Origin of the sequence: Streptomyces syringium (genome assembly GCF_017876625.1) — a bacterium.
Lineage (GTDB): Bacteria > Actinomycetota > Actinomycetes > Streptomycetales > Streptomycetaceae > Streptomyces > Streptomyces syringius.
In genome coordinates this window covers 7,331,621-7,349,846 of sequence record NZ_JAGIOH010000001.1, presented here as the reverse complement: position 1 = coordinate 7,349,846, position 18,226 = coordinate 7,331,621, and the positions used below count along the sequence as shown (strand labels likewise).

Below are 18,226 nucleotides of genomic sequence, written 5' to 3'. Positions count from 1 at the left end.
GGTCGTCGTCTGCTGTACCGGGCCCCGGGAACGAATCACGGAGTTCTTCCTCTCACGTCCGGCGGTTCAGGGGATTTCTCGGTGGTCCGAGGGGTTTCACGTTGTCAGCAAAAAGCGCCGCGTCCCAGAGAGTTCCGGGGATGGTCTTCGCGCCTGTCGCATATATGAAAGGGGGGACGGGTGGGTACGGAACGGCGGTGCGGGGCTTTCAGGTCGTCCCGGGTTCTCGCACCGGCAGATCCCGGCAGGTACGGATCGGTGAGCAGCACAGGATCAACGCGGCCAGCGGCATGCCCACGGTCAGCAGCCACATCGTCGGGCGCACCCCGAGCCAGGCGCCCAGTCCCCCGGCGGCCAGCGCGCCGAGCGGCAGCGTCCCGTAGTTGAGGAACGCCGAACACGCGGTGACCCGGCCGAGGACCTCCGAGGCGCAGTAGGCCTGGGTGAAGCCCGCCTTGATGATGTTGCCCGCCACGACGCCCAGCGCGACCGCCGCATAGCCCACGACGAAGAACGCCATTCCCGCGTCCCGCGTCGTGAGTGCCATGAGGGGGGCGAGCGCGGGCACGCCGAGCTCGAAGAGCAGCAGCGCGCGGGCCGTTCCGAAGCGGGCCACGCACCGTCGTACCAGCAGCGCGCCCAGCACTCCGCCGGCGCCGCCGATCGCCACCAGGGTTCCCACCGTGCCGGCGGAAAGGCCGATGTCCCGCACCAGGAACACCACGAGAAGGGAGTTGCAGCCGCCCAGGAAGAAGTTGGACGCGGCCCCGAAGAGGGTGAGGCTGCGCAGATACGGATCGTGTACGACCAGGTCCACCCCCTCCGCGACCTCCCGGAACAGCGCGCCACGCGCTCGTTCGGCCGCGGCGGCGGCAGGGGGCGGCTCCCGGTGCCGGATGCGGGCCACGCACACGAGGGAGACGAGGAAGGTGGCCGCGTTGGTCAGCATCCCGTTGACCGCGCCGGCGGACTGGGCGATCAGGCCCCCGGCCCCGGATCCGGCGATCTGCGCCGCGGCAGCGCTGCCGTGGAGCTTCGCGTTGCCCTCGGCCTGGTCCGCCGGGCCGACCAGGGCGGGGAGATAGGCGGTGTACGCGGTCTGGAAGAAGACGGCCGCCGTCCCGGCCAGCAGGGCGACCAGCAGGAGTTGCCCGATGCTGAGCACCCCGAACCAGGCGGCAACGGGCACGCTCAGGAACAGCACGCCGGAGACGGCGTCGCTGACCATCATGACTGTTCTGCGGCGCAGCCGGTCCACCCAGACCCCGGCGGGGAGCCCGATGACCAGCCAGGGGACCCAGGCCGCGGCGTTGACCAGGCTCACCTCGAAGGTGCCGGCGTGCAGGACGGAGACGGCGGCCAGTGGCAGCAGCACACTCGTGACCGAGGCGCCGAACTTGCCGGCGGATTCCCCGCACCACAGCAGCCGGAAGTCCCGGTGGCGGCGCAGCAGTCCGCCGCGAGCCGCCTGACCCGCCGTCCGCCCGGCCCCGTCGGTTCCTCGCGCGGCGTCCGTTCGGCCCGTGCCCTGTCGTTCCGCAGGGGGTTTCACTTTCATGTGGACATTCCCGTCTCCTCATCGTTGACTCGCTGTTGACCGCTCATGCCTAGGCTTCCTCCCGATCGGCGGACATTGCTGGCGCAAGAGGAGGGTCATGAATACCTCGGGGCCGTTCGGCCACATCGAGCTGAGTCAGGAAGCGCTGCGTGTCTTCGCCTTCGCGGCACAGCGAAGCGTGTGCGGCGTAAAGGATTTCGGTGCTCTCGGGCTCGACGACGACACCGCGGAACGGGCGCTCAAGGAACTTCTGGGAATGCGGTTACTGTCCCGCGCCGAATCGGGGTCCGACCGCTTCACCGCGGTGCCGCCGCGGACGGCCGCCGATCGGATGCTGCGCCCGATGGAGCGGTACATCCGGGAGCAGCACGAAGAAGTCGAGCGATTCCGGTGGATGTTCGAGTCCCTGCTTCCGGCCTATGAGTCGGGATGGGCACACCGCTCCGACGCGGAACCGGTCGAGCTGATCACCGATCTCGGTGTGGTGCAGGAGACCATCGAGGAACTGATGCTCTCCTGCCACGAGGAGGTGCTCGCCGCTCAGCCGGGCGGTCCCCGCTCGCCCCGGGCCCTGGAGGAGGCGGCGGAGCGGGACAACCGGCTGCTGGCGCGCGGTGTCGCCATGCGCACGCTGTACCAGCACACCGCCCGCTATCACCAGCCGACCGTGGAACGCGTGCGGCGCGTGACGAGCCTGGGAGCGGAGGTTCGCACCCAGTCCGAGGGCCTCTGCCGGATGCTGATCTTCGATCACCGGGTGGCGTTGCTGGGTCTGCCGGACGATCCGCAGGCGGCGCTGGTGGTGCGGGAGCCTCATCTCATCCACTGCATGCGGGCCTTCTTCGACTGCTGCTGGCGTGGCGCCTCGCCGTTCCCCCTCGCCTTCGACTCGGCATCGGCCCTGCGCATCTCCGGTGAGATCCAGGAGTCGATCGCCGCCATGCTCTCCGAAGGGCTGGAGGACAAATCCATCGCACGGCGCCTGGGCATGTCGGTACGCAGCTGCCAGCGCCATGTCTCGGAAATCATGAAGGCCGTCGGTGCCACGAGCCGCTTCCAGGCCGGCTACCTTCTCGGACAGCTCCGTGCCGAGGGCGCCCGGGGTGCGGAGTGAACCGCGCGCCGCGGCCGATCAGCCCCGGCTGAGGACGCCCAGGGCCGTCGCCGGGTCGGCCGAGGCCAGTTGCCCGATGAGGAGACCGAGGCCGTCGGCGTGGCGCTGTGTCTCCTCGGCCGAGTAGTTGGCGGGATTGGCCTCCACGCAGATGGTGGCGCCCTCGCTCCCGGAGCGGGAGTCGATGCAGAGGCCCAGGTCCGGGATGGGGCCGGTGACCAGGGTGTGCACCACGCCCTTGGCCGATCCGAAGCGCAGGTCACGGTCGAAGTTCAAGATGTTGACCAGCGGTCCGACACCGTGCTGTGCCGGGTAACCCGGTCGTGCGGACAGCGCGCGCCGGAACTCCTCGTAGCGGTACCGGTGATGGCGCAGTGCCTGCCGGATGCGGCCGTCCGCCGCCCGGAAGGCGTCCCGTACGGACCGCTCCGGCTCCACGGCCACCCGCATCGGCAGGATGTTCGCCATCGGAGCGATGACGTCACGCAGCTTGCGGGTGGGGCGGCCCGCCACGGAACAGCCGAAGGTCACCTCTTCCGCCTCGGTGGCCTGCCACAGGTACAGGGCGGCCGCCGTGATCTGGAAGTGGGCCGGGGTGACCCCGAGCCGTTCACTCTGCTCATGGACCGCGTCGACCACGGACCGCGGCAGATGGTGGGCGCCGTTCCGGGCGACGGGCGCGGGCGGTGCCTCCGCCTTCAATCGGCCGGTGACCGGCCAGACGGCGGCCTCCTGCTCCCAGAAGCCCCGGTCGGCCCGGGACAGGCGGCCCGCGATGTAGGCCCGGTCGTGCTCGAGTGCGGCCGTCACGGGCTCGAAGGGATTCGGGGCCGCCGGGGCCCCGCTCCGCAGCGCGTTGTACAGCTCCGCCGTCCTGCGGGCAAGGGCGGCGCAGCTGTGGGCATCCAGCAGGATGTGGTGGAAGCGCCGGTACCAGAAGTGGCGGTCGGCCGACACCTTGATCAGGGCCGCCGCGAGCAACGGGCCGCGGGTGAGGTCGGCCGGCCGGTCGAATTGCGCCCGCATCCAGGCCAGGGCCTCGGCCTCGGGGTCGGCGGCACCGCTCAGGTCGAGGACGTCGAAGTCCCATTCCGCCGGTGCGAGTTCCTGGGCCGGCGCCCCGTCGGGCGCCGTGACGAACCGCGCGCCGAGCGATCCGGCTTCGTCCACGGTGATACGGGCCGCGCGTTCCAGGAGTTCCCCGTCCACGACGCCGGTGATCTCGTAGTAGTCACCGACGTTGTAGACCGTGCTGGTCGGTTCCAGGATCTGGGATATCCAGATCTCCAGTTGGAATGCGGTCAAGGGGACATGCACGTTCGTCGCTCCAGACACCTCGGGATCCGTCGTGGTCCCACCCTGGCAGCCACGCCGGTGGGGGCACAGGCCGGATCGGGGGTGGTGTTCCCGTCTGTCGTGCATCCGAGGGGTGGTGCGGGCGGGCGGGGGCGGAGGCAGCCCGGAAGGACACAGAAAAGCGGTGCGGCCCGGGATCCTTCCCGGGCCGCACCGCCGCGTCGAGCCTCAGGAGGCCGTCCAGGCACGCCAGATGCCCACGCAGCCGCGCACCGTCAGCTGGTAGCGGTCGAAGTGCGTCCCGAGCTGGTCGCGGAGGTCCTCGTAGGTGTCCTGCTCGTTGTGGAAGACACCCTGCTTGTTGAGCCACTCCATCATCCGGCGGCCGGCGAAGGTCACCGGGACGCCGCCCGACAGCACCGTGGCGCCGAAGACGACGCCCCCGGGGCGGACCGCCGCCGCGGCGTGCGCGAGGGCGATGCCCTTCTCCTTCAGGCTCCCGGGAACGCAGTGCAGCAGATAGCTCATCCCGACCGAGTCGAAGGACTTCTCCGGCACGGGCAGCGGCTCCAGGACGTTCGCGCGGACCGTGCGGACGTCGTAGCGCCGGAGGCGGTGTGCCGTGTGGGCGAGGGAGTTGGGGTTCAGGTCGGCGAGCGTGATCCGCGGGTCCGGCACCGGGAACCGGGCGTGGTCGAGGAGATAGCCGGTGCCCACCCCTATCTCCAGGTGTTCGGCGCCGACGCAGGTGTCGTACATCTGCCGGGAGGTCGCCGGCGGGCAGCGCCAGCACAGGGGCGCGGTGCCGCGGAACACCGCGAGGTCGTAAAGGTTGAGGAAGGACTTCGTGTACCCGGACTGTCCCTCGATGACGTCCTGGTCGAGGAGGTCGCTGCTGCTTGCACTACTGGTGTTCATCACATTCCTGTCGTGTCGGGACGTCGTGTCATCGGTGGAGGCCGTTGAGCCAGTCGTGGACGGAACGCAGTGCGGACTCACTGTGTTCACGGATGATCGAGAAGTGGGTTCCGGCCGTGTCGGCGGTGGTGTGCGGAAGGTCCCAGTGCGGCTGCCAGTCGTCCGGTGCCTGCTCGAAGGGCGGTTCCGAGGCCCGGACCAGCAGCGTCGGCGCGCTGATGCCTTCCGGGTCCCAGTCCTGGAACAGCCGGGCGTAGTGCGCCATGGCCGTGAAGTGCGCGTCGTCCCCGGACTCCTCCGTCCAGAGAGCGCCGGTCGACCCCGCCGCCCGTGCCCTGTCGATCTCGGCGTGCAGGTGCGGGAGCATCGCGCTGCCCGGCCAGTGGCTGTCCAGGAGGACGACGGCGGCCGGGCCGGCCCCGCGCTCTTCGAGCACGGCCGCGGTGGCGTGGGCGATCCAGCCGCCCGCCGAGTATCCGAGCAGGACGACCGGGTTGCCCTCGGCGCACTGCTCGACCCCGTCCGCCTGCAGGCGTGCCAGGGCGTCGACGGACGCCGGGAGCGGCTCCTGCCAGGTGAAGCCGGGCGCCGGCAGGGCCCAGACGTCCCGCTCGCCACGGGACGCGGCGGCCAGGCGTGCGTACTGGTGCGCCCCCGAACCGCCGGCGAACGTCGGGAAGCAGACCAGCCTCGCGGTCGCGGTGCCGCGCGAGAGACGGACGTGCGGAACGCGGAACCCTTCCTCGGGTGTGTCGAAGGTGGTCCGGAAGTCCGCGACGCGCCGCACCAGCTCCTGGAATTCGTCGGCCCGGCCCTGTGCGCTCGCGCGGGCGAAGAGCGGCCCCAGGGTGGACCGCGCCGCGGTGGTGTCGTCGGGTTCCGCGTCCGCCGCGTCCGAGGTCCCCGCCGTCGCCCACCGGTCGACCAGGTGCCGCGTCAGGGCGGTGACGGTCGGGTGCTGGAAGACGAGGCCGGGGGCGAGACGGAAGCCGATGTCCGCCCCGACCCGGTTCCGCAGGTCCACCGCGGTCAGCGAGTCGAACCCCAGCTCGGGAAGGGGCGTCCCGTCGTCGACGGAGTCGCCGTCGCCGAGCCTGAGCACCGCGGCGACGTGCCCGCGGACCAGGGTCGCGACGAGGTCCGCCCGCTCCTCCTCGGCCGCGCCGGCCAGACGCCGCCGGAATTCCCGGCCCCGTTCGGCGCGCGTCGGATCGCTCTCGCCGTGGGAGCGGGCGGCGCCCGCGAGCCCGGACAGCTCGGGCCAGTACCGCTGGTGCTGGAAGGCGTAGGTGGGCAGCTCCACCGTCTGTGCGCCGCAGTCGGTGAGGATCCGCTCCCAGTTCACCGCGACGCCTCTGACGTGCAGTCGGGCCAGCGCGCCGAGGAGCGTGTCCGCCTCGGACCCCTTGTCGTCGGGATCCGGCACCAGGACGACGTCGTCGTCCTCGCTCCCGTCGCCGGCGAGGTCGTACCGGTCGCCGTCCGGGCCGATGCGCAGGAAGTCGCGCACCCCTTCGGCCGTGAGCCACCGCATGCCGTCCGTGGGCGCGGCGGCCTCGTCAGCCGGCCGGACCCAGTACTCGGGGGACCGCAGCTCCTCGGGCGACACGGGGCGGCCCGTGCGGCCGGAGAGGAGGGGAACCGCCGGCGGATGGAACGTCAGCTCCTTGACGGTGAGGCGGACGGCCTCGCCCGGCTCGCCGTCGGGGCCTTCCGCTCCGGTGCGGGATTCCCGGCCGAGGGCGACGACGAGCGCTGCCGCGTCGGCCAGGGACAGCACGCCCGCGCAGTGCGCGGCGGCCGGCTCTCCGGCGACGTCGCCGAGGAGGTGGCCGGGGGTGACTCCCCACTGCTCCAGCAGCCGGAAGTACGCCACTTGCCCGGCGAAGAGCGCGGCCCGGGCGAGGACCGGGTCCGCCGGTGCCTCACCGTCCCCGGACCACAGCTCTCCCCACGCCTTGGCCGACGGCTGGTCCGGATGCGCGGCGAACGCGGCACCGGCCTCGTCCACGGCGGACGCGAAGTCCGGCACCCGGGAATACAGCTCGCGCCCCGACCCGCCCGGTGCGCCGGGCCGCCCGGAGAACACGAACGCCACTCGCCGCCGCGTGCGGGACGCGCCGCTGACCAGGTGCGGGGCGGCCTCCTCGCTCGCCAGCAGCGACAGCGCCGTCAGCGCGTCGTCCCGGTCCCGGCCGAGGACCACGGCGCGGTGTTCCAGCCCGGTCCGGACCGCCAACGAGCGGGCGACGTCGACGGACCTCAGGCCGGGGCGTTCCCCGACGAACCGGCGCAGCCGGTCGGCCTGCTCCCGCAGGGCCTTCGCCGTCCGGCCCGACAGCACCCACGGGACCGTGGGAAGGGTGACGGCGGGGCGCGGGGACCGGGGAGCCGGCTCGCTCTCGTCGGTGCCGTCCGGTGCCTGTTCCAGGACCACGTGGGCGTTGGTGCCGCTGATCCCGAACGCCGAGACGCCGGCCCGCCGCGCCCGGCCGGTGTCCGGCCACGGCCGGGCCTCGGTCAGCAGCTCCACCGCGCCCGACGACCAGTCCACGTGCGAGGTCGGCTCGTCCACGTGCAGGGTGGGCGGCAGGACCCCCCGGTCCATGGCCATGACCATCTTGATCACCCCGGCCACGCCGGCCGCGGCGGCGGTGTGGCCGATGTTGGACTTCAGCGACCCCAGCCACAGCGGGCTGCGGGCCGACCGGCCCTGGCCGTAGGTGTCCAGCAGGGCCTCGGCCTCGATGGGGTCACCGAGGGTGGTGCCCGTGCCGTGCGCCTCGACGGCGTCCACATCGCGGGCGGTGAGCCCGGCGGTGGCCAGGGCCTGCCGGATCACGCGCCGCTGGGCGAGCCCGTTGGGCGCGGAGAGGCCGTTGCTCGCCCCGTCCTGGTTGGTCGCGGTGCCACGGATCACGGCCAGCACCGGGTGTCCGTGACGGCGGGCCTCCGACAGCGGTTCCACCAGGATCGCCCCGACGCCCTCGCCCCAGCCGGTGCCGTCGGCCGACCCGGCGAACGCCTTGCAGCGCCCGTCCGGTGCCAGCCCGCCCTGCTGGCTGAACTCCACGAACGCCCCCGGGGTGGACAGGATGGTGGCTCCCGCCACCAGGGCGGCCGTGCAGTCGCCCGCCCGCAGGGCCTGGACGGCCAGGTGGAGGGCGACCAAGGACGACGAACACGCGGTGTCGACCGTCACGGCCGGCCCTTCGAGGCCGAACGTGTAGGCCAGCCGGCCCGAGGCGACACTCGTCGACGTCCCGGTCATGAGGTGGCCGGCACTGTCCTCGGGGGCGGCGGTCAGCAACGGCAGGTAGTCCTGGCCGGCGATGCCCACGAACACACCGGTACGGCTGCCCCGGACGGTCTCCGGTGACATCCTCGCCCGCTCGAACACCTCCCACGCCACCTCCAGGAGGAGGCGCTGCTGCGGGTCCATCGCCAGGGCCTCCCGCGGGCTGATCCCGAACAGGAGAGGATCGAACTGGTCGGCGTCGCGCAGGAAGGCGCCCCGGCGGACGTAGGTCCGCCCCGGCCGGCCCGGCTCCGGGTCGTAGAGGCCCTCGACGTCCCAGCCGCGGTTGGCGGGGAAGGACGAGGTCGCGTCCCGACCCGAGGCGACGAGGTCCCACAGCTGCTCGGGGGAGGCCACGTCGCCCGCGTACCGGCAGCCCATCGCGACGATCGCGATCGGCTCGTCGGCGACGGGCACCGCCCGCACCGCTTCCGTGGCCGGCTCCTGAGTGCCCGTCAGCCGGGACAGCAGGAGCGCGGAGAGCTTTTCGGGGGTCGGGTGGTCGAAGGCCGCCGCCGGGGAGAGACGGACACCGGTCGCGGTGGCGAGCCGGTTGCGCAGCTCCATCGCCGTCATCGAGACGAACCCGAGGTCGGTGAAGGCCCTGGTGGACTCGACGTCCGCCGCGGAGGCCAGGTTCAGTACCGCGGCGGCGTGCTCGCACACCGTCTCCAGCACCACCCGCCGCTGTTCGGGCGCGGGGAGTTCCGCCAGCCGCTGGCGGAACGGGGTGGACGCGCTGTCGTCGTCCTCCCGCGCCGCGGCGTCGGGGGCCGCGTCCAGCCAGTACCGCCGTCGCTGGAACGCGTGGGTCGGGAGGTCCACCAGCCGGCGGTGCGGTCCGAGGTGGGACGACCAGTCGACCCGCACGCCGCGCACATGCGCTTCCGAGACGGAGGTCAGAAAGCGCTGGAGGTGTCCTTCGTCGCGCCGCAGCGAGGTCAGCACCACGCCTTCCGTGGCGGCGTCGTCCAGGATCTGCTCGACCGACACCGCGAGCACCGGGTGCGGGCTCATCTCCACGTACGTGCGGTGTCCGGACGCGAGGAGGGCGCGCACGGTGGGGTCGAAGCGGACCGTCTCCCGCAGGTTGCGGTACCAGTAGGCGGCGTCGAGCCCGGAGGTGTCGGCCACGGCGCCGGTGACGGTCGAGAAGAACGGGATCCGGGCCGCCTGCGGCGTGATGCCGGCGAGCACCGACGCCAGTTCGGCCTCCAGCGTCTCGACCTGGGCCGAGTGGGAGGCGTAGTCCACCGCGACGCGCAGCGCCCGGACCCCTTCGCCCTCGGCGAGGGCCAGCAGCTCGTCCAGCGCCCCGGGGTCGCCCGAGACCACGACGGACGAGGGGCCGTTGACCGCGGCGACGGCGAGGCGGGTCTCCCACGCCTGGAGCCAGTCCCGGGCCCGGTCCACGGGAAGGGCGAGGAAGGCCATGCCACCGCGGCCGGAGAGGCGTTCGGCCACGAGGCGGGACCGCAGTGCCACGATCCGCGCGCCGTCCTCGACCGACAGCGCGCCCGCGACGCACGCGGCGGCGATCTCGCCCTGGGAGTGGCCCACCACGGCACCGGGTTCGACGCCGTAGGACCGCCACAGCGCGGCCAGCGAGACCATCATGGCCCACAGCGCCGGCTGCACCACGTCGACGCGGTCCAGTGAGGCGGCGCCGTCGGCGCCGCACACGACGTCGACGAGCGAGAAGTCGACCAGGGGGTCCACCGCGGCGGCGCACTCGTCCAACCGGTCGCGGAAGACCGCCGAGTCGCGGTACAGCCCCGCGGCCATGCCCGCCCACTGGGCTCCCTGGCCGGGGAACACGAACACCGGCTTCCCCGGATCCGTCGCGACCCCCGCCACCACCTCGGGGGCGACGCGCCCCTCGGCCAGGGCGTCGAGGCCGGTGACGTAGCCGTCCAGGTCCCCGGCCAGCACGACGGCGCGGTGGTCGAACAGGGTCCGTGACGTCAGCAGGGAATGGCCGACGTCGGGCGGGGAGAGCTCCGGGTGGTCGCGCACGTGGTCGCGCAGCCGGGCCGCCTGCTCCCGCAGTCCCCGGTCGGTCCGCGCGGAGACCGTCCACGGCATCGGTGCCGTGTCCCGGCGGTCCTCGCCGCCGGCGCCGCCGATCAGGACCGGCCCGGCCGGCTCGGTGCCGGGGGCGGCGTCCGGTTCGGCCTGCTCCGGCTGCTGTGCCTGTTCCAGGATCAGGTGGGCGTTGGTGCCGCTGATCCCGAACGAGGACACGCCGGCCCGGCGCGGACGGCCGGTCTCGGGCCAGTCGCGGTTGCCGGTCAGCAGCTCCACCGCGCCCGAGGACCAGTCCACGTGCGGGGTGGGTTCGTCGATGTGCAGGGTGGACGGCAGGACGCCGTTGCGCAGCGCCATGACCATCTTGATCACACCGGCGACGCCCGCGGCGGCCTGGGTGTGGCCGATGTTCGACTTCAGCGACCCCAGCCACAGCGGTTGTCCGGCCGGCCGGTCCTGCCCGTAGGTGGCCAGCAGCGCCTGGGCCTCGATGGGATCGCCCAGGGTGGTCCCGGTCCCGTGGGCCTCGACGGCGTCCACGTCGGACAGCGCGAGCCCCGCGTTCGCCAGGGCGGCGCGGATCACGCGCTGCTGTGCCGGGCCGTTCGGTGCGGTCAGCCCGTTGGACGCGCCGTCCTGGTTCACCGCGGAACCCCGGATGACGGCCAGCACCGGATGCCCGTTGCGCCGCGCGTCGGACAGCCGCTCCAACAGCACCAGACCGACGCCCTCGCCCCAGCCGGTGCCGTCCGCCGCCGCGGCGAACGCCTTGCAGCGGCCGTCGGCCGCCATTCCGCGCTGCCGGCTGAACTCGACGAACATGCCCGGTGTCGCCATCACCGCCGCGCCGCCGGCCAGGGCGAGGCCGCACTCGCCGGCGCGCAGGGACTGCACGGCCTGGTGCAGTGCCACCAGCGAGGAGGAGCAGGCGGTGTCCACGGTGACCGCCGGGCCTTCGAGCCCGAAGGTGTAGGCCAGCCGTCCGGACATCACGCTGGCGAGGTAACCCGTCGAGTAGCCCTCGAAGTTCTCCCGGGCGCCGCGGACCAGGAAGGCGTACTCCTGGCTGCTGGTGCCGACGAAGACACCGGTGCGGCTGCCGCGCAGGGAGGACGGGGTGATGCCGGCGCGCTCGAAGGTCTCCCAGGAGACCTCCAGCAGCAGACGTTGCTGGGGGTCCAGGGCCAGCGCCTCACGCGGCCCCACGCCGAAGAGACCCGCGTCGAAGGACGCCACGTCGGCGAGGAAGCCGCCCTCCCGCGCGTAGGTCTTCCCGAGCCGGTCCGGATCCGGGTCGTAGAGGCCGTCCACGTCCCAGCCGCGGTCCTCGGGGAAGGGCGCTATCGCGTCCTGTCCGGAGACGACCAGGCGCCACAGGTCCTCCGGCGACCGGACACCTCCCGGCAGCGAACAGCCCATCGCCACCAACGCGATCGGTTCTCCGGCGGCGTCCTCCAGCTCGCGCAGGCGGCCCCGCGTCTCGTGCAGGTCGGCGGTCACCCGCTTGAGGAGGTAGCGAATCTTGTCGTCGGTCACCATCTGAAACCACCTTGCCGAGAATCGACCGATGTCCGGTCAGGAGATGCCAAGTTCCTTGCCGATGAAGTCGATGAGTTCGTCGTCGTCTGCCGAGTCGAGCTCATCCGCGACGGTGGTTCCGCCGTCCCCGCCGTACCGTGCGCCGGCTCCGTCGCCCCACTGCGCGGCGAGGAGGCGCAGCCGGGCCGCCACCCGCTCCCGCTCGGTGTCGTCCAGCTCCGTCGCGGCGAGGCCTGCCGCCCAGTCGTCGAGACGGGCGAGGAAGGGGTCGGCCGGCGCGCCCAGCTCGGCGAGGAGCACCTCGTCGATGTGGTCCGCCATCACGGCCGGTGTCGGGTAGTCGAAGACCAGGGTGGCCGACAGGGTCAGACCGGTCGCGGAGGTGAGGCGGTTGCGCAGCTCCACCGCGGTGAGCGAGTCGAACCCCAGGTCCTTGAACGAGCGCTGGGGGTCCACGGCCTCCGGCGTCGCGTGTCCGAGGACGACGGCCACCTGCTCGCACACCGACGCGAGCACGCCCTGGTGCCGTTCCTCGGGGGCGAGGAGACCCACGCGTCCGCGCAGCGTGTCCGCCGCCGCGGGCGGTCCCGCGTCCGCCGCGGGGACGTGGACCAGCTCGCGCAGCAGCGCGGGGAGGGCCCCGTCCTCGGCGGCGGACCGGAGAGCCTTCTTGTCGAGCCGCATCGGCAGGGACACCGCCCGGTCGGCGGCGAGGGCCGCGTCGAGGAGCGCCAGGCCGTCCTCGGTGGACAGGCCGACGACACCGGAACGGCTCATCCGCTCCCGGTCGGCGCGGCCCAGTTCTTCCGCCATCCCGCCGTTGCCGGTCCACGGCCCCCAGGCCAGGGAGGTACCGGGCAGGCCGGTGCTCCGGCGGTGGCCGGCCAGCGCGTCGAGGAAGGTGTTGGCAGCCGCGTAGTTGGCCTGGCCGGCGGTGCCGAGGGTGCCCGCAGCGGAGGAGAAGACGACGAACGCGGACAGCTCACGGTCCTGAGTCAGTTCGTGGAGGTTCCAGGCGCCGTCGACCTTGGGCCGGAACACCGTGTCGATCCGCTCCGGAGTCATCGACTCCAGGACCCCGTCGTCCACCACGCCCGCCGCGTGCACCACGGCGCTCAAGGGGTGCTCGTCCGGGATCGACGCGAGCAGCTTCGCCACGGCGGCCCGGTCGGCCACGTCGCACGCCACGGCCTTGACCGTCGTCGCGCCGGACGCGGTCAGCTCGGCCATCAGCTCGGCCGCGCCGTCGGCGTCCGGTCCGCGGCGGCCGGCCAGGAGGAGATGCCGGACGCCGTGGTGGCGGACCAGGTGCCGCGCCACCTGCGCACCGATCGCCCCGGTGGCACCGGTCATCAGGACGGTCCCCGTGGAGTCCCACGCGGGCGGCATCGTCAGGACGATCTTGCCGATGTGCCGGGCCTGGGCCAGGAACCGGAAGGCCTCCGGTGCCTGCCGGACGTCCCACGACGTCACCGGGACGGGCCGCAGTTCCCCCTGCTCGAACAGCGCGAGGAGGTCGGCCAGCATCCGGGCGATGCGCTCGGGCCCGGCGTCCATCAGGTCGAACGCGCTGTAGGCGGCCCCCTCGTAGCCGGCGGCGACCTCGTCGGGCTCGCGGATGTCGGTCTTGCCCATCTCGACGAACCGGCCGCCCGGCCGCAGCAGCCTCAGCGACGCGTCGACCAGGTCCTTCGTCAGGGAGTTCAGGACGACGTCGACGCCACGGCCCCCGCTCGTCGCGCGGAAGCGCTCCTCGAAGCCGCTGTCGCGCGAGGAGGCGAGGTGCTCGTCGTCGACTCCCCCGGCGCGCACGGTGTCCCACTTGGCGGGGCTCGCCGTCGCGAACACCTCCGCCCCCAGGTGCCGTGCGAGCTGCACGGCGGCCATGCCGACGCCGCCGGCCGCGGCGTGGACGAGCACCGTCTCCCCCGGCCGTACACCGGCCAGGTCCACCAGGCCGTAATAGGCCGTGAGGAAGACGACGGGGACGGAGGCGGCCTGGGCGAAGGACCAGCCGTGGGGCATCGGGGCGAGCGTGCGGTGGTCGGCGACCGCGACCGGGCCGAGGCAGGCGGCGGCCAGTCCGAACACCCGGTCGCCGGGGGCGAGTCCGGTCACGTCCGGCCCCACCTCGGTGACCACACCGGCGACCTCGCCGCCCAGCGCCCGCCGGTCGGGCACCATGCCCAGGGCCATGACGACGTCACGGAAGTTCAGCCCGGCCGCGCGCACCGCGATCCGCACCTGCCCGGGCGCCAGCGGTGCGGCTGCCTCCGGGGACGGGGTGAGGACCAGGTCGTCCACCGTACCCCCGCCGGCCAGGTCCAGCCGCCACTCCCGTACCCCCGGCGGGGGCAGGAGGCTCCCCCGCTCCACCCCGCGGGCCAGCCTCGGCACGCGTACCTGCCCCGAGCGGAGGGCGAGCTGCGGTTCGCTTCCGGACGCCGCCGCCGGGAGGGCGGCCGCCGAGTCGGGGTGCCCGTCCAGGTCGACGAGCACGAGGCGTCCCGGGTGCTCCGACTGTGCGGAGCGCACCAGCCCCCAGAGCGTGGCGGCGGCCAGGTCGGTGGTCTCCTCCCCGGCGGCGGACATGGCGCCACGGGTCACCACCACCAGCCGTGAGGCGAGCAGCCGGGGGTCCGCGAGCCAGGTCCGGAGCACGTCCAGCACCCGCCCGCACAGGGCCCGCGCGTCGTCGGCGCCGTCGCCGCGGCACACCAGGAGCGCCAGGTCCGGCACGGGCTCGCCGGCGTCGATCGCCGCGAGGAGCGCACCGGGGTCCGCGAACGCCGGGGCCGCGAGCCGGCCCGCGAGGTCGTCGTCCCCGAGCACGGCGCAGCGTGCGGCGGCGGCCGCTGCCGCGGGGCCTGCCACGGGCTCCGCCCAGTCGATGCGGAACAGCGCGTCATGGGTGGGTGCGGGCCGGAGCCGGTCGGCGGAGACGGGTCGGGTGATCAGCTCACCGACCGACGCCACCGGGGCACCGCGTTCGTCCCACAGGGCGAGGGACACACAGTCCGTGCCGGACGGGGTCAGCCGGGCGCGCAGCGCCGGTGCGCCACTGCCGTGGAAGGACACCTCGCGCCACGCGAACGGAATCCGCAACGGCGGCTGCTCGCCGTCCTCCCCGTCGAGGAGGGCGGTGTGCAGCGCGGCGTCGAGCAGCGCCGGGTGGACGCCGTAGCGGGCGGCTCCGGCCCGCGCCTCTTCGGGGAGCGCCACCTCCGCGAACACCTCGTCGCCGAGCCGCCAGGCCCGGTGGAGCCCGCGGAACGCGGGCCCGTAGTCGAGGCCGGAGGCGGCTTGACGTTCGTAGAACCCGTCGAGCGCGACCGGGCGCGCCCCCGGGGGCGGCCATGTCCCGCCGTGGCCGGCCGGCACGGCGGCGGCCTCGGGCCCGAGCCGGCCGCGGGCGTGGCAGACCCAGGGTTCGTCCGCGTCGGCGCCGTCGGGCCGGGAGTACACGCCCACCGGGCGGTGGCCCTCCTCCCCCGCGGGCCCCACCCGCACCTGGAGGTGGACGGTGCCCCGGTCGGGCACGGGCAGCGGTGCCTCCTGGGTCAGCTCGACGAGCCGCCGGCAGCCGGCCTCGGCGCCGGCGCGGACCGCCATCTCGACGACGGCGGTGCCCGGCACGAGTGCGGCGCCGAGCACGACGTGGTCCGCGAGCCAGGCCTCGGTCCGCCGGGACAGCCGCCCGGTCAGGGCGAGCCCCTGGGAGTCCGCGAGGGCCAGGGACGCCCCGAGCAGCGGGTGTCCGAGCCCGGTGAGGCCGGCGGCGGTCACATCGGCGTCCGCGCCTGCCCGGCCCCAGGGGTAACTGCGGCGCTGGAAGGCGTAGGTGGGCAGGTCCACCCGGCGGGCACCGGTGTCCGCGAAGAGCTTGGTCCACTCGACCCGGACCCCGTGGACGAACGCCTCGGCCACGGCCGCGAGCACGGTGTCGGCCTCGGGCCGGCCGCGCCGCGACACCGGGACGAGCACGGTGCCGGCGCTGTCCGCGTCCTCGGCGAGGCAGTCCTGGGCCATGGCCGTCAGCACCCCGGACGGCCCGACCTCCAGGAAGGTGTTCACTCCTTCCGCCACGAGCCGGCGCATCCCGTCGCGGAAACGCACCGCCGCGCGGGCGTGGCGGACCCAGTACTCCGGCGAGCACAGCTGGTCCGTGGTCGCGATGTCCCCGGTGACGTTCGAGACGATGGGGATCCGGGGCGGGTGGAAGGTGAGTCGCTCCGCGATCCGGCCGAACTCCTGAAGCATCCCGTCCATCTGCGGGGAGTGGAAGGCGTGGCTCACCCGGAGCCGTTTGGTCCGTCGGCCTTCGCTCTCCCAGTGGGCGGCGCATTCCAGCACGGCGTGCTCGGCGCCCGACACCACCACCGCGTCCGGTCCGTTGACCGCGGCGAGGGACAGCTCGTGGGCGCGTTCCTCCACCCACGGCCGGATCTCCGCCTCGGTGGCCCGCACGGAGACCATCGCGCCGGCGCCGGGCACCTCCTGCATCAGCCGGCCGCGGGCGGCTACGAGGGCGCACGCGTCCTCCAGGGACAGGACGCCGGCGACATGTGCGGCCGTCAGCTCCCCGATGGAGTGGCCGAGCAGGAGGTCGGGGGTGAGTCCCCAGTGTTCGAGGAGGCGGAAGAGGGCCACCTCGTAGGCGAAGAGGGCGGCCTGGGTGTACGAGGTCTGCTCCAGGAGTCCGGCTTCCGGCGTTCCCTCGGCGGCGTACAGGACCTCCCGCAGCGGTCGGTCCAGCCGCGGGTCCAAGTGCCCGCACACCGTCTCCAGGGCCTCGGCGAACACCGGGTGGGCGGCGGCCAGCTCACGTCCCGTGCCCGCGCGTTGGCTGCCCTGGCCGGAGAAGAGGAACGCCAGCCGGCCGTCGGCCACCGCGCCGCGCACGACGCCGGGGGCGGGGCGGCCCTCGGCGAGGGCCGTCAGTCCCGCGAGGAGACCGTCCCGGTCGGCCGCCCACACCACGGCCCGCTGGTCGAGGGCCGCGCGGGAGGTCGCCAGCGACCAGCCGACGTCCACCGGCCGGAGTTCCGGCCGGGCCCGGAGCTCGGCCGTCAGCCGCTCCGCCTGGTCCCGCAGGGCTCTCTCGCCCCGGGCCGAGAGCACCCACGGCACCCGCTCGGGTGCGGTGACGGGGCCGGCTGAGCCGGCCGGGTCGTTGGGGCCGGCGTCCGCGTGGTCGTCCTGGGGTGCCTGCTCCAGGATCACGTGCGCGTTGGTCCCGCTGATGCCGAACGACGACACCCCCGCCCGGCGCGGGCGGCCGGTCTCGGGCCACTCGCGGTTCTCGGTCAGCAACCGGACCGCGCCGGTGTCCCAGTCCACGTGCGCGGAGGGTTCGTCGACGTGCAGGGTCTTCGGCAGGGCCCCGTTCCGTACCGCCATGACCATTTTGATCAGGCCGGCGATGCCCGCCGCGCCCTGGGTGTGCCCGAGGTTCGACTTGATCGAGCCCAGCCACAGCGGCCGGTCCGCCGGCCGGTCCTGGCCGTAGGTGGCCAGCAGGGCCTGGGCCTCGACCGGGTCGCCCAGCCCGGTCCCCGTGCCGTGCGCCTCCACGGCGTCGACCTGGTCCGCCGACAGGCGGGCGGCCGCCAGTGCCTGCCGGATCACACGTTGCTGGGACGGGCCGTTCGGTGCGGTCAGGCCGTTGGACGCGCCGTCCTGGTTGACCGCGGAGCCGCGGATGACGGCCAGCACCGGATGCCCGTTGCGCCGCGCGTCGGACAGCCGCTCCAGCAGCACCAGACCGGCGCCCTCACCGAAGCCGGTCCCGTCCGCCGCGGCCGCGAACGCCTTGCACCGGCCGTCCGGCGCCAGGCCGCGCTGCCGGCTGAACTCGGTGAAGACCCCCGGCGTCGTCATCACCGTGGCACCACCGGCCAGGGCCATGTCGCACTCGCGCTGCCGCAGCGCCTGGACGGCCTGGTGCACCGCCACCAGGGACGCCGAGCAGGCGGTGTCCACGGTGACGGCGGGGCCTTCGAGGCCGAACACGTAGGCGAGGCGCCCCGACAGCACGCTCGCGGCGTTGCCCGTCATGTGGTAGCCCTCGGTGCCCTCGGTCATCCCGATGCCACCGCTGCCGGCCACGAACAGGGATCCGACGAAGACCCCGACGGGCCGGCTCCGCAGGGAGCCGGGGTCCACCCCCGCCCGCTCGAACGTCTCCCACGCGGTCTCCAGCAGCAGCCGCTGCTGGGGGTCCATCGCGGCCGCCTCGCGGGGGCTGATCCCGAACAGGTCCGCGTCGAACTCCGCGGCACGGTCGAGGAAGCCCCCTTCGAGGGCGTAGGTCCGGCCGGGGCGGTCGGGGTCCGGGTCGAAGAGGTCCTCGGCGTCCCAGCCCCGGTCGGTGGGGAAGGCCGAGATCGCGTCGGTCCCGGTCGCCACCAGCCGCCACAGCTCCTCCGGCGACGACACCCCGCCGGGGTAATGACATCCCATCGACACGACCGCG

5 protein-coding genes and 1 pseudogene are annotated in these 18,226 nt (G+C 73.8%); 1 reads left to right on the top strand and 5 read right to left on the bottom strand.

Annotation, left to right across the window (positions count from 1 at the left end):
* Positions 1-208: 208 nt before the first annotated feature.
* Positions 209-1,558 (bottom strand): MFS transporter, encoded by a 1,350-nt coding sequence (locus tag JO379_RS31400; protein WP_209518136.1) that lies wholly within the window; start codon positions 1,556-1,558, stop codon positions 209-211.
* A gap of 97 nt (positions 1,559-1,655) precedes the next feature.
* Between JO379_RS31400 and JO379_RS31395 the strand changes: the two genes are divergently transcribed.
* Positions 1,656-2,672 carry a helix-turn-helix domain-containing protein gene (locus tag JO379_RS31395; protein ID WP_130880403.1) on the top strand — a complete coding sequence of 339 codons (1,017 nt, stop codon included), beginning with the start codon at positions 1,656-1,658 and terminating at the stop codon, positions 2,670-2,672.
* An 18-nt stretch (positions 2,673-2,690) separates the two neighbouring features.
* Here JO379_RS31395 and JO379_RS31390 read toward each other — a convergent pair whose 3' ends face one another.
* The 4 genes and pseudogenes from JO379_RS31390 to JO379_RS31375 all read right to left on the bottom strand — a co-directional run bounded on the left by JO379_RS31390 (position 2,691) and on the right by JO379_RS31375 (position 18,189).
* A complete protein-coding gene (locus JO379_RS31390) occupies positions 2,691-3,977 on the bottom strand; it encodes a condensation domain-containing protein (RefSeq protein ID WP_245381599.1) in 1,287 nt (428 codons plus the stop codon).
* A 219-nt stretch (positions 3,978-4,196) separates the two neighbouring features.
* Positions 4,197-4,886, bottom strand: a complete 690-nt coding sequence (gene aurI, locus JO379_RS31385) for a class I SAM-dependent methyltransferase (RefSeq protein ID WP_130880401.1) — start codon at positions 4,884-4,886, stop codon at positions 4,197-4,199.
* 58 nt (positions 4,887-4,944) lie between these two features.
* Positions 4,945-11,748: pseudogene (locus JO379_RS31380) on the bottom strand (type I polyketide synthase); the annotation flags it as partial.
* Between the two features lie 39 nt (positions 11,749-11,787).
* Positions 11,788-18,189 (bottom strand): type I polyketide synthase, encoded by a 6,402-nt coding sequence (locus tag JO379_RS31375; RefSeq protein WP_443742811.1) that lies wholly within the window; start codon positions 18,187-18,189, stop codon positions 11,788-11,790.
* Positions 18,190-18,226 lie beyond the last annotated feature (37 nt).

Excerpts from the sequence above, each read along its gene's own strand:
- JO379_RS31400 (WP_209518136.1), bottom strand. The coding sequence starts at position 1,558 with ATGAAAGTGAAACCCCCTGCGGAACGACAGGGCACGGGCCGAACGGAC.
- JO379_RS31395 (WP_130880403.1), top strand. The coding sequence starts at position 1,656 with ATGAATACCTCGGGGCCGTTCGGCCACATCGAGCTGAGTCAGGAAGCG.
- aurI (WP_130880401.1), bottom strand. The coding sequence starts at position 4,886 with ATGAACACCAGTAGTGCAAGCAGCAGCGACCTCCTCGACCAGGACGTC.